The organism is Acidimicrobiales bacterium, assembly GCA_022452145.1.
In the GTDB taxonomy this organism is placed as follows: Bacteria; Actinomycetota; Acidimicrobiia; order Acidimicrobiales; family MedAcidi-G1; genus UBA9410.
This window is the reverse complement of the sequence record JAKURY010000002.1, coordinates 1-12152: the sequence shown is the minus strand read 5'-3', so window position 1 is coordinate 12152 and position 12152 is coordinate 1. Positions and strand designations below refer to the sequence as shown.

Below are 12152 nucleotides of genomic sequence, written 5' to 3'. Positions count from 1 at the left end.
GGCGGTGAGGGTACCGTCGGCCGATGCCCACCCCGTTGATCCTCCTGCCTCCGTCGGAGGGCAAGGCCGACGGTGGTGACGGGCCCTGTTGGGCCGTTGCAGACCAGTCGTTCCCGGACCTGGCCGAGCAACGCCGGGTGGTGGTCCGGGCGCTGGTCGAAGCCATGGGGGCTCCATCCGAGGACCGTTCGAAACTGCTGGGGGTGGGGATGGCGAAGGCCGAGGAGGCGACGGCGACCAACCTGGTCGTCGACTCGGCTCCGACCCTTCCGGCCATCCAGCGCTACACCGGGGTGCTATACGACGCCCTCGACTACCCGTCGCTCCCGGCGAATGTGCGGCGTGGGGTGGACCGCCAGGTCGTCATCCTCTCCGGGCTGTGGGGTGCGGTGCGGCCCACCGATCCGATCCCCGACTACAAGCTCAAGATGGGGGCGGCGCTTCCGGGCCTCGGTAGGCCGGCCCGGTTCTGGAAGCCGGCTCTGACCGCAGCCCTGGCGGAGGCGGCGTCGGGCACCGTCTGGGACCTGCTCCCCAACGAGCACGCCGTGGCATGGGATCCGGCGATCGCCGGACGGCGCATCCGGGTGCGCTTCCTAGACGACGTGGTGAAGAACGGTGAGCGCACGCTCGTGACGGTGTCGCATTGGAACAAGTTGCTGAAGGGGGCACTGGTGCGCCACGTAGTGGAGCACGGCCTGGATGATCCCGAGGGCCTGGTCGGGTTCGACCACCCCGAGGGCTACGCCTACGACCCGTCGCTCACGGTGGTTGACGGATCGACCACCAACGTCGCCCTGGTCGCCAGGCGGTAGGGCTCAGGGGCCGATTACGCGGTCCAGGTAGTCGTTGGTGAAGAGGCGCCGGGGGTCCAGGCGCTCCCGGGCGACCTGGAAGCGGTCCCAGGCGGGATAGCGGCCGGCCAGGGTGCCGGCGGTCTGGAAGTGGAGTTTCCCCCAGTGGGGACGACCGTCGTAGTCGTCCATGACCGCCTCCACACCCCGGAAGTAGTCCTCGTACGGCGTCCCCCGGAACACGTGGACGGCGATGAAGCAGGAGTCGCGGCCCGACGCTGTGGACAGCGGTATGTCGTCGCCGCCCAGGACCCGGAACTCGATCGGGAAGCTGATCGGGCGGTCCAGGCTGTCGATCAACGCCTGCACCCGCCGGAACGCCTCCAGGCCGTGTCGGCGGGGCACGGCGTACTCCATCTCGTAGAAGCGGACCCGTCGGGGCGAGGCGAACACGTCGTACGACGTGGTCAGGTACTCGGCCCTACCCGCATCGGCCAGCACCTGGCCGTTCAGCCTCGGGATGAGCGACGGTCGGAGGCGGCCCAGGTGGTTGAGCGCCCCGAAGGCCACGTTCTCGAGCAGTTCCTTGTTCTTGAACCGCTTCCACCGGCGCCTCATGGCGTGGCGGGCGTTCCGGGCCGGAGGTGGTGCCTCGGTGGTCCGGGTGTTGCGCTTCACCTGGGCGTTGGCGGTGTGCGGCATCCAGAAGAACTCGGTGTGGTCGGTGGCTTCGGCCCAGCCGTCGAAGGACGCCAGCACGTCGCTGATGGGCAGGATCTCCTCGACGGCGTGGAGGTTGAAGGAAGGCACGCACCGCAGGGTCACCTCGGTCACCACGCCGAGCGCCCCCAGGCCGACTCGGGCCACGTCGCGCAGGTCGGGATCATGGTCGTCGTCCAGCACCGCCACCGCCCCGTCGCCCGTGACGAGCCGCAGGCCGACCACGTCGGCGGCGATCGACCGGAAGCCCAGTCCCGTGCCGTGGGTGGACGTCGAGATGGCGCCGGCCACCGACTGGTAGGCGATGTCGCCGAGGTTGGACATGGCCAGGCCGACCGCGTCGAGTTGCGGGTTCAGGTCGCAGAGTCGGGTTCCGGCCCGCACCCGGACCCGGCCGGTGGCGTCGTCGACGGCCACGATCCCGGTCATGTCGTCCAGCGTGACGAGCACGTCGTCGGTACGGGCTATGGCGGTGAACGAGTGGCCGGCACCCACCACCCGGACCCGTAGGCCATCGGTGGCCGCCTCCAGGACCAGGTCGACGACCTCGGACTCGGAGGTGGGGCGGGCGATCCGCACCGGTCGGCTGCGCTGGTTGCCGGCCCAGTTTCGCCAGGATCCGTCGCTGTGGATGCCGCTCACCGGGTCACCATCCCCGCAGGTCGACCGACCACGACCCCAACACCTCGGCGTCGCCACCGGCCGCGGCGTCGTCGACGAGGTGCATGACCTCGTGCTTGGCGATGGTCGGGTCGATGTGGGCGGGCCGGAGGCCCGCCCGGTCCCCCACCGTCCAGGAACCCCCGACCACAGTCGTGTGCTCGTCGGAGCAGAACTGCACGTCGCCACCGCCCACCAGTGCCGGGCCGCCGCTGTCCATGGCCAGGGCCTTTAGGCCCCCGTCCAGGACCGCGTGGCCCCGGGCGCTCACCGACACCACCGTGGTCAGCAGCACCAGGCCCTCCCGGAACGGCAGGTCCAGGCGGGCGTAGTCGCCGTCCATGAGCACGAACGATCCGGCCTGAAGTTCAGTAACCACGTGGTTGCAGTCCCACGAGCCCGTACCGCCGCCGGACACCACCTCGCCACCCACCTCGGCGTGGGCCCTCGCCAGGTCCTCCATGGCCCTGGCCACCCGACGCTCCCGGCGCTGGCGATCCACCTCGTGCTGGACGTGGCCCTCATAGCCCATGACGCCCCGTACCTGCAGGCCGGCGGCACGGGCCTCGTCGGCCAGGCGTCCGGCGTCGGCCGGATCGCAGCCGCACCGGGGCATGCCCACGTCCACGTCGACGAGGACCTCGCGCACGCCGCCGGCCACCGCGGCGGCGATGGTGGCCGGGGAGTCGACAGCCACGGTCACCCTGGCCGTGCCGGCCCGGACCAAGACCCCCAACCGACCGGCGTCCAGGACCTCGTTGGCCAGCAGCAGGTCGTCTCCCAGGCCCGCGGCGGCCATGCCCTCGACCTCCCGGATCGTGGCACAACAGAAGCCGGTGTGACCTGCCGCGACGAGGCGGGCGGCCAACGCGGTGGTCTTGAAGGCCTTCACATGGGGCCGCAGGGCAGGTCCCGGACGAGCTGCCGACATCGTGGCCAGGTTGCCTTCCAGGACGGCGACGTCGGCCAGCAGTGCCGGGGTGGTGAGGTCGCCCGCCTTCATCACCAGGTGCCTACACGCTCTGTGACGACCGGGCCTCGGACCACGACCGCCCCCGCTGGGCATCGGGCTCCCGCGGCAGGCCCAGCACCCGCTCGGCGATGATGTTGCGCTGCACGGCGAACGTGCCCCCGCCCAGGGTCAGGGCCGGTGAGAAGACGTAGCCGTAGTGCCACACCGACGAAACGTCCGGGAACTGCCCGGTGACCAGCCGGTTCTCCGTGGTCCCCTCCACCTTCGACGCGTCCAGGCGACCGGGTGGACCGGAGCCCACGAGCATCCCGGAGGACCCGACGAGGCCCTTGGCCAGCTCCATGACGTGCTGTCCGTGGTCGTCGGCCATGGCCTTCTGGATGTTCGCCTCCGACCCGGGCTCCCTCCCCGCAAGCTGGGAACTCAGCGTGCGCAGCCGGTTCAGGCGCAGCACCTCGGCCTCGCAGTGGAGCGTGGCGAGGCGCTGGCGCAGGACGGGGTCCGAGGTTCCGCCGGCCCTCCTGACCAGGTCCAGCAGGTCGTCGGCCGACGGCCCGGCACCCCACAGCGAACCGGCCGAGGACAACGAGACCCGCTCGTTGGCCAGCGTCACCCGGGCGAGACGCCAGCCGTCACCCTCGTCGCCGACCCGAAGGCGTGCCGGGATGCGGACGTCATCGAAGAACACCTGGTTGAACGAGTGGGCGCTGGTCATGTCCACGATCGGGGTCATCGATAGGCCCGGGAGGTCGGTCGGACAGATGAAGTAGGAGATGCCCTTGTGCTTGGCCACGTCGGGGTCGGTGCGGGCGATGAGGATCCCGAAGTCGGCCCTGTGGCCGCCACTGGTCCAGATCTTGGACCCGTTCACCACGTACTCGTCGCCGTCGCGGACCGCCCGGGTTCCCAGGTTTGCGAGGTCCGAGCCGGCGTCGGGCTCCGAGAACATCTGGCACCAGAACTCCTCGCCGGTGAAGATCGGGTCGAGGTAGCGGGCCTTCATCTCCTCTGTGCCGGCCATGGCGATGGTCGGTGCCGCCCAACCGATGCCGATCGGGTTGTTTGGCCGGCTCACGCTGGCCCGGCGCAGCTCGTCGTCGATGACCACCTGGTGCATCGGATCCGCGTCGATACCGTAGGGGGCCGGCCAGTGGGGTACCACGTAGCCGGCGTCGTGCAGCTGGCGACCGGTCGGATCGGGGTTGGCGGCCAGCCATGCCCTCACCTTCAGCCGCCGCGGATCGTCATCCGGCGGAAGGTCGAAGTCCATGGGGCCGAGTCTGGCGCTCCGGCCGGTCAGCCGACCATGCGGGCCACGACCCGGCGCTGCACCCCGAACGGCACGATGCCGCGGGCGGCCCAGCGCAGCCATGCGCCCCGCCCGACCGGCCGCCGGGTGAGAGGCCACCGCGCGTCGAAGGCCCGTGCCACCACCCTGGCCACCGCCACCGGATCACCACCAGATTCGGCGGCCCTCCGGTCGGCCGCCGCCATGGCCTCGACCATGGGGCCGTATGGGCCCTCGGGCGAACCGTGCCACGCCTCGTTTCGCCAGATTCCGGTCGGGAAGGCGCCCGGCTCCACCAGGGCCACGTCGATGCCGTGGGGGCCGACCTCGAAGGCCAGCGATTCTGCCCACCCCTCGACCCCCCACTTGGATGCGGCGTAGGCCGCCCAGGTGGGCAGCCCGCCAAGGCCACTGGAGCTGGTCACGCACACGATGCGACCACCGTGTCCACGCAGGCGGGGCAGCACCGCCCGGGTCACGGCGAGGGTGCCGTGGAGGTTGGTGTCCAGCATCCTGTCCACGGCCTCGGGAGGCGTCTCCTCGAACGGCCCGACGGCGAGCACGCCGGCGTTGTTTACCAGCCCGACCAGTCGGCCGACGTCGCCGGCCAGGCGGACCCACGAGTCGGCCGTCTCCATCGCCTCGTCGATGGACGCCTGGTCGGTCACGTCCAACCTCAGGACCTGGACCCGGTCGGCCACCCCAGCCTCGGCCAGCGCAGCGTCCAGCGAGCCACGGCGGGACAGGTCGCGCATCGTGGCGGCCACCCGCCGACCCCGTCGGGCCAACTCGACGGTGGTGTGCAGGCCGAAGCCAGAGGAGCAGCCGGTAACCATGATCACCCCGTCCGGATTCCGGGGAGACGGGACCGGCGGGTCCTGATGGGTCAGGCGGCGAATGATCCGTCGCTGCAGGCCGGCGGGGACCACCCCCCTGGCCACGAACCGGGCATGGGCGGTGAGGCCTACCGGGTGGCGGAGGCCCCGGCGACCCTCGACGATCGACACCATGGTGGCCGATACCCCGTGCGGATCCAGGGCCCTGGCCCAGGCTCGGGCGTCACCGTCCTCCAACGCCTGTATGACCGATGCGTACGGTCCGTCCGGATCGCCGTGGATCGTCCCGGCGTCCCACAGCCCCGTCTGGACCGACGCCGGTTCGACTACCGACACGCCCACGCCCTGGGGGACGAGCTCGTGGGCGAGGGACTCCGCCCATCCCTCCACCGCCCACTTGGATCCGCAGTATGCGGCCAGGCCAGGCAGGGCCGAGAGCCCGCCGACCGATGAAACGACGACGACCCGGGAATCGGGGGTGGCGCGCAGTGCCGGCAGGGCGGCCCGGGTGAGGTTCATTACGCCACCGAGGTTGACGTCGAAGAGACGCTTCAGGTCGACGGACGGCATCTCCTCGAAGGCGCCGGCCTCCCGGATCCCGGCGTTGGCAATCACCGCGTCGAGCGCTCCCCCGGTGGTCGCCAGCACCCGCGCCACCGCTACCTCCACGGCCATGCGGTCGGTGACGTCCACGACCATCGGCTCGACAGATCCGCCGAAGCCGGCCAGGTCCGACGAGGTCATGGGCGAGTCGCCCGCAGTCAGGTCGAAGCCGAAGACCCTCCAGCCCCATCGGGCCAGGTCCAGCGAGAGGGCCTCGCCTATCCCCCTCCACGAACCGCTGACTATGGCCGTGCGCATGGGCCGAGGCTACGAGGGCACCGGGGTCCGCACGTGGGCAACCCCAACGGCCCCGGTCACCTATCAGGCGGCGAGTCGCCCCACGGTCACCGGGTCGCCCCACGGCCACCGGGTCTCTCCACGGTCACAGGGTCGCCCCTGCGGATGGTTCCCTGCACCACCACCCGGGCACAGATCCCCCGGAGGTTCATGGCCTGGCCGACCTCGGTCTTGAGGAAGTGGAGTGCGTCCAGGCCGAACCGCCTCGTGAACTTGGCGCAGGCGGTGTGGGCCTGGTCGGTCACCTGGATAACCGCCCCACCGATTCGGATCCGCGACCAGGGCGGAAGGTCGTCGGACCCGAGGGAGAGGTCCACGGCCAACTGGTCCCCGGCCAGCGCCATGCGTTCGGGATCACCGGCAATGAGGGCGAGAAACCTGCTGTTGATGAGGTTGAGCTGCATGTTGGGGTGTGGTCCACCGTCTTCTGTCCGGTTGCTGGGCCGCTGGTTCCAGTTGTCGCCCACCAGACCGTCCTCGACGGTCAGCGTGGCGGTCTCCAGCACCTCGCGCTCCTCGGAGACGGGCCGACGGACGATCAGATCCAGGGTGCCCTCGCCGGTCGGCGACCGCCCCACCTCGGCCAGGCCGACCTCCAGTTGCGCGGTGGTCATGTGTTCCACCAACCCATCTTCCCAAATGGCGGCACCGCCTCAGCACCTGGATACGCCACACTCGGGACCGGGTGACCGGACCGGAAGCGGGTGGGGTCGGGTCGCCGGGCAAGACTGCACCGATGGCGGCGAGGCGGGAACGCACCGAGTGGGAGGTCGTCGCCTTCCTGGCGTTTATCGGCATGTCGGTGGCATTCGGAATCGACGCGACCCTGCCCGCCTTCGACGAGATGCGACCCGACCTGGGCCTCCCCCCGGGCTCCAACCGGATCACCCTGGCCGTCACCGTCTACTTCCTGGGCATGGCCGCCGGCCAGGTCGTCTACGGGCCGGTGTCCGACCGCTTCGGGCGGGCACCCACCCTGCGCCTCGGCATGGCCATCTATGCCCTCGGTGCCACGGGGTCGATGCTGGCCACAGACTTCGGATTCCTCCTGGCCAGCCGCCTTGTCTGGGGGCTGGGCGCCTCGGCAGCGTCGCTCATGAACCTGACCATCCTCCGGGACCTCTACACGGGAGACCGGATGGCCCGCGTGATGTCCACCATCACGGCCGTCTTCCTCGTCGGCCCGGTGGTAGTGCCGCTGGCCGCCGAGGGGATCCTGAGGGTCGCCTCCTGGCGGTGGGTGTACGCAGTCGGGATCGTCCTGGCCGCCGCCGTCACGGCCTGGGGAATCCGGTTCGGTGAGACGCTTGACCCAGCGAACCGGCGTCCCCTGCGGGTCCGACCGACCATCGACGCCTTCAGGCGCGTCGTCACCTGTCGCCGCACGGTCCTCTACGCCTCGGCGCTGCTGTTCGCCGATGGCGCCTTCCTGATCTTCCTTGGAAGCACCCAGCAGGTCTTCGACGTCATCTACGGACGGGCGGACCAGTTCGCCGTCCTGTTCGCGGCGTCGGCCATCGTCTTCGCGGCGGGCTTCCTAGCCATCAACCCGGCCATCGGCAGGTGGGGTGCCCACCCGGTCGGGGTTTTCGTCCTCGCCTCGGCCATGGCCCTCGCCGTCGTGCTGGTCGGCCTCACCCTGGCCACCGACGGGGTGCCGGAGTTCTGGACGTGGTTCTCCCTCATGGTCGTCGGCAACACCCTGCTCGCCCTCGTCACGCCAGTTGCCATTTCAATGGCCCTCGAACCGCTGGGCGACGTGGCCGGGACAGCCGCCGGGGTCATCGGCCTCGGGGCTCTCACGTCAGCCTCCCTGCTAGCCGCCTTCGTCGGCATGCGCATCGAATCCTCCACCACGCCATGGGCGGTCGGCTTCCTCGTCTACGGCCTGGTCGCCCTCGGGTTTCTCATCGCCGCCGGACGGACGCCGGATCCGGTGTCGGATGCCGCATAGGTTGCGAACCGTGGGCCTGCTCGACGTCGACGTGCCGACGGAGAACCTGTGGCGGGGCGCCGACCTCGGTGGCACCGGTCCGGTCGCCGTGGACCTGCCACCGGCCGACCTGGCCGACCTGGAGGTGGCGGCGGTCGACCTGGCTTCCCGCGGCGTCGATCCGGTCGAGACCTCCGCCGCCGACCTGCCGTTGGGCACCCTCGCCCCCCTGGTGGACGACCTGCGCCACGAGGTGCTGCATGGACGGGGCGTCGCCCTGTTGCGGGGCTTTCCCGTCGACCGGCGCAGCGTGGAGGAGGTCGCCCTCATGTTCTGGGGCATCGGCCTCCGGCTGGGACGGGCCGTCTCCCAGAGCGTGATGGGCGAGCGCCTCGGCCATGTGGTCGACGTGACCGACGTCGACCCCCACGCCCGGGCCTATCGGAACCGCTCGGAACTGGCCCCCCACAGCGACCCCGGCGACCTGGTGTCGTTCCTGTGCATCCGGGCGGCGGCGGAGGGCGGAGGCAGCCGCTTTGTGAGCTCCCTGACTGTGTTCGACGAAATACGCCGGTCCCGACCCGACCTCCTGGAGGTGCTGGCCCGGGGCTTCCACTACCACCGGTTCGGGGAGCACGGACCGGACGACGACCCGGTCACGCCCCACCGCATCCCCGTGTTTAGCGAGCGGGAGGGGCTGGTGAGCGGCCGGTACGTTCCCGAGTACGTCCAGATCGCTGCCGACGAGGATCCGTCGATCACTCTCACCGATGTCGAACGCGAGGCCATCGGCTACCTCGAGGCCACGGCCAACCGGCCCGACCTGGCCCTGGACTTCACGATGGGGGCCGGCGAGGCGGTGCTGGCCAACAACTTCACCGTATTCCACGCCCGTACGGCCTTCACAGACGACCCCGACCGTCGTCGCCATCTATTGCGTCTGTGGCTGGCGGCCGATCCACCACGGCCTGTGGTCCCTGAGACCATGCAGTACCCCGGCGAACCAGGCATCCCACCTCAGTGGGGACGAACACCGTCGTTTGCCAGCCGCTTCGACAGCCAATGACAAACCATTCCGTCACAGAGATCCCGTTACGGGTAAAAGCCCTCCTGGGTGTGAACTTTCTGACCCACTTCGCCGTGATGGGCCAGATCACGATCATCGGCAAGCAGGTGTACGACCTGACAGGCCGCCCACTGGACCTCGGCCTGCTCGGCGTTGCCGAGTTTCTCCCGGTGGCCGTGCTGGCGCCCTTAGCCGGACCCCTCGCCGACCGGCACGACCGACGCAAGATACTCGGAATGGCCCTAGTCGGAGAAGCAATAGCCTCACTGCTCCTATTCCTCTACGCCCGGTCAGACCCGACCTCAGTCACGCCAATCTTCGCCATTGTCCTGTTTTTCGGGGTGTGTCGGGCATTCGCCATGCCGGCCAGCCGGGCCCTACCCATAGACCTCAGTCCACCCGGTGTCGTCCCCCGGGTTGTGGCACTCAAGTCGGTCTGCTTCCAAGCCGGACATATCGCCGGACCCATAACATTTGGATTTGCCTTCGTAGTCGAAGGATCACTCCCCTACCTCCTGTCCGCCCTCGCGCTGGTAGCAGCCATCGCCATTATCGGGCTCATTCCGTCCTCTGGAGTTAAGCGCTTGGCGTCGACCGGAAGCCGGCAGGTGATACTCGAATCTCTCGAGGGCCTCCGATTCATCCGCCATCGACCAGTGATGCTCGGAGCTATGGGCCTCGATTTGTTCGCCGTCCTCTTCGGTGGCGCTCTTGCCCTACTACCTGCGATCGCGGAGGATCGCCTCGGGGTCGGTGCAATCGGTCTTGGCTGGCTGCGCGCCGGCGTAGGCATCGGTGCTGGTGCAACCGCTATCTGCATGTCGATCCGGCCAGTACAGCGCCATCTCGGACGAACCCTCTACGCAGTAGTCGCGATGTTCGGACTGGGAACCACCGCCCTTGGTCTGACCCGGAGTTTCGCTCTGGCCTTCACCATCATCGTCTTCGTGTCGGCCGCCGACGCCGTGTCTATGTTCATCCGCGCCACCCTGGTTCCCTTGGCCACACCCGAGGACATGCGTGGCCGGGTGCTAGCAGTCGAAAGCGTGTTCATCGGCGCATCCAACGAGTTGGGCGCCGCCGAGTCGGGCCTGACAGCCGCGTTTATGGGCCTGGTTGGGGCTGTAGTGTTCGGCGGCGTGGCCACCCTGGCCGTCGTCGCCCTGTGGTGGCGCTGGTTCCCAGAACTTCGCGACATGGACACGTTCGATGATGTGATGCCAGCCGCGCCCGACTGACCGGTCGGGGTGCGCCTGATCAGTCCGGGAGCCCTGCCAACCAGTCGCCGACGACCAGGTTGAACGCCTCGGGACGCTCCTGGTTGGGCAGGTGACCAGCGTCGGAGACCTCGACGTAGACGGCTTCCGGGATGCCGTCGGCCAGGATCCGCGAGTCGGACGGCGGGCAGACCCGGTCGTGCTGGCCGACCAGCACCAGCGTCGGCACGTCGATCCGACCCAGGTCGGGCGTGTGGTCGGTCTCGCCGAGTGAGGCCGCCGCGTAGCCGTAGCCCGGCATCCGACACGCCCTGTCCATGATGGAGGCAACCTCGGTGACGACCGAGGCCGGCGTCGTGTCCGCGACGAGTAGCGGCGTGCGATCGCGTACGAAGCCGACCGGGTCGGCGGCGTACTGGGCGGCCCGCTCGGCCATCATGGCGGCCCGTTCCGGGTCGAAGCCCGAGCCCCGACTGGTGTCGGCCAGCACGAGGGCGCGCAGCCGACCCGGGTGGCGCAGGGCGAACCGGGTGGCGATGACCCCTCCCCAGGACACCCCCAGCAGCACGGCCCGGTCGATCCCGGCGTCGTCCAGCAGGCGGGCCACCGCATCGGCGAACCCGTCGATGCCGGGCGCGGCCGGGGGGTCGTCGGACGCTCCGTAGCCGGGGGCGTCGGGCGCCAGCACGCGCCACCGCTCGGCGAAGGCAGGTGCCTGTGGCATGAAGGCATCGCCGGACGAACCAATGCCGTGGAGCAGCACCAGGGCGGGCGCGGCCGGGTCACCGGCCTCGACCACCGAGAGCGGGCCCCGTCGGGTCCTCGTGATCTCATCGGCCACTGCTTCGCCTCCCGGTTCCCATCTGCGCCATGATGCCTCGCATGACGCTCAAGGTGGGTTGCCAACTCCAGCCACAGGCCACGTCGGTGGCCGCACTCCGGGACGCCTGGCGCCGGGCTGACGCCATGGGCGCCGACTCCATTTGGATATGGGACCACTTCTTCCCGCTGTTCGGCGACATGGACGCCACACACTTCGAGGGTTGGACGCTGCTGTCCGCGATGGCTGCCGACACCCGGCACGCCATGCTCGGCACGATGGTGACCGGCAACTCGTACCGGAACCCGGAGCTGCTGGCCGACATGGCTCGCACGCTCGACCACCTCAGCGGAGGTCGGATGTACCTGGCGGTGGGTGCCGGCTGGTTCGAGAAGGACTATGAGGAGTACGGCTACGAGTTCGGGACCGTGGCAGGTCGGCTGCGCCGACTGGAGGCCGACCTGCCGAGGATGAAGAAGCGCCTGGCCGCCCTGAACCCACCACCGGTCGGACCGATGCCGCTGCTCATCGGTGGCTCGGGTCGCACGATCACGCTGAGGCTCGTTGCCGAACACGCCGACGCGTGGAACTGCTTCGGTCCGCCGGAGAACTTTGCCGAGTTGTCGGCGATCCTGGACGGCTGGTGCGCCAAGGTGGGTCGCGACCCGTCGGAGATCGAGCGCACGGTGTGCATCGCCCAGGATGACGTCGAAGATGTGGATCGATACGTGGACGTGGGCGTCGACCACCTGGTGGTGGGGACGGGTGATCCGTTCGACCTCGACCCGCTGCAGAGCCTCATAGCCCAGCGCGACGCCCTGGGCTGAGCCTCCATTCCCCTATCCGCGAAACCGACGAGTGGGAGTGAGCGATGACCGAGCAGAACTACGCCGGTGCGAAGGGTGGCAGCACCGAATGCGAGACCGGTGCGATCCGGACCACGGG

The 12152-nt window shown here is 69.7% G+C and carries 11 protein-coding genes; 5 read left to right on the top strand and 6 right to left on the bottom strand.

From position 1 onward, the window contains the following. The first annotated feature begins 23 nt into the window (after positions 1 to 23). Positions 24 to 815: a peroxide stress protein YaaA gene (locus tag MK177_00225; protein MCH2425745.1), complete on the top strand. Its 792-nt coding sequence runs from the start codon at positions 24 to 26 to the stop codon at positions 813 to 815. Positions 816 to 818: 3 nt separating this feature from the next. Here MK177_00225 and MK177_00220 read toward each other — a convergent pair whose 3' ends face one another. The 5 genes from MK177_00220 to MK177_00200 all read right to left on the bottom strand — a co-directional run bounded on the left by MK177_00220 (position 819) and on the right by MK177_00200 (position 6794). Continuing rightward, complete coding sequence (locus tag MK177_00220) at positions 819 to 2156, bottom strand: FAD-binding protein (protein ID MCH2425744.1); 1338 nt, start codon at positions 2154 to 2156, stop codon at positions 819 to 821. A 4-nt stretch (positions 2157 to 2160) separates the two neighbouring features. Then, positions 2161 to 3177, bottom strand: a complete 1017-nt coding sequence (locus tag MK177_00215; protein MCH2425743.1) for an alanine racemase — start codon at positions 3175 to 3177, stop codon at positions 2161 to 2163. A 10-nt stretch (positions 3178 to 3187) separates the two neighbouring features. Beyond that, positions 3188 to 4417: an acyl-CoA dehydrogenase family protein gene (locus MK177_00210; protein ID MCH2425742.1), complete on the bottom strand. Its 1230-nt coding sequence runs from the start codon at positions 4415 to 4417 to the stop codon at positions 3188 to 3190. Between the two features lie 26 nt (positions 4418 to 4443). Next, positions 4444 to 6132, bottom strand: a complete 1689-nt coding sequence (locus tag MK177_00205) for an SDR family NAD(P)-dependent oxidoreductase (GenBank protein MCH2425741.1) — start codon at positions 6130 to 6132, stop codon at positions 4444 to 4446. An 86-nt stretch (positions 6133 to 6218) separates the two neighbouring features. Then, complete coding sequence (locus MK177_00200; GenBank protein MCH2425740.1) at positions 6219 to 6794, bottom strand: hypothetical protein; 576 nt, start codon at positions 6792 to 6794, stop codon at positions 6219 to 6221. A 62-nt stretch (positions 6795 to 6856) separates the two neighbouring features. Here MK177_00200 and MK177_00195 point away from each other — a divergent pair, with 62 nt between their 5' ends. The 3 genes from MK177_00195 to MK177_00185 are packed head-to-tail and all read left to right on the top strand — an operon-like array spanning position 6857 to position 10408. Further along, positions 6857 to 8125, top strand: a complete 1269-nt coding sequence (locus tag MK177_00195; protein MCH2425739.1) for an MFS transporter — start codon at positions 6857 to 6859, stop codon at positions 8123 to 8125. 10 nt (positions 8126 to 8135) lie between these two features. After that, positions 8136 to 9170, top strand: coding sequence for a TauD/TfdA family dioxygenase (locus MK177_00190; GenBank protein ID MCH2425738.1), 1035 nt, complete (start codon positions 8136 to 8138; stop codon positions 9168 to 9170). Positions 9171 to 9220: 50 nt separating this feature from the next. Further along, entirely contained in the window at positions 9221 to 10408 is a 1188-nt protein-coding gene (locus tag MK177_00185) for an MFS transporter (protein ID MCH2425737.1), read from the top strand. A 19-nt stretch (positions 10409 to 10427) separates the two neighbouring features. Here MK177_00185 and MK177_00180 read toward each other — a convergent pair whose 3' ends face one another. Further along, entirely contained in the window at positions 10428 to 11228 is an 801-nt protein-coding gene (locus MK177_00180; GenBank protein ID MCH2425736.1) for an alpha/beta fold hydrolase, read from the bottom strand. A 41-nt stretch (positions 11229 to 11269) separates the two neighbouring features. Here MK177_00180 and MK177_00175 point away from each other — a divergent pair, with 41 nt between their 5' ends. Next, entirely contained in the window at positions 11270 to 12034 is a 765-nt protein-coding gene (locus MK177_00175; GenBank protein MCH2425735.1) for an LLM class F420-dependent oxidoreductase, read from the top strand. Positions 12035 to 12152: the final 118 nt, after the last annotated feature.

What these genes read in the sequence shown, in the direction of transcription:
- MK177_00225 (MCH2425745.1), top strand. Translation starts at nt 24, where the DNA reads ATGCCCACCCCGTTGATCCTCCTGCCTCCGTCGGAGGGCAAGGCCGAC.
- MK177_00215 (MCH2425743.1), bottom strand. Translation starts at nt 3,177, where the DNA reads ATGAAGGCGGGCGACCTCACCACCCCGGCACTGCTGGCCGACGTCGCC.
- MK177_00210 (MCH2425742.1), bottom strand. Translation starts at nt 4,417, where the DNA reads ATGGACTTCGACCTTCCGCCGGATGACGATCCGCGGCGGCTGAAGGTG.
- MK177_00205 (MCH2425741.1), bottom strand. Translation starts at nt 6,132, where the DNA reads ATGCGCACGGCCATAGTCAGCGGTTCGTGGAGGGGGATAGGCGAGGCC.
- MK177_00175 (MCH2425735.1), top strand. Translation starts at nt 11,270, where the DNA reads ATGACGCTCAAGGTGGGTTGCCAACTCCAGCCACAGGCCACGTCGGTG.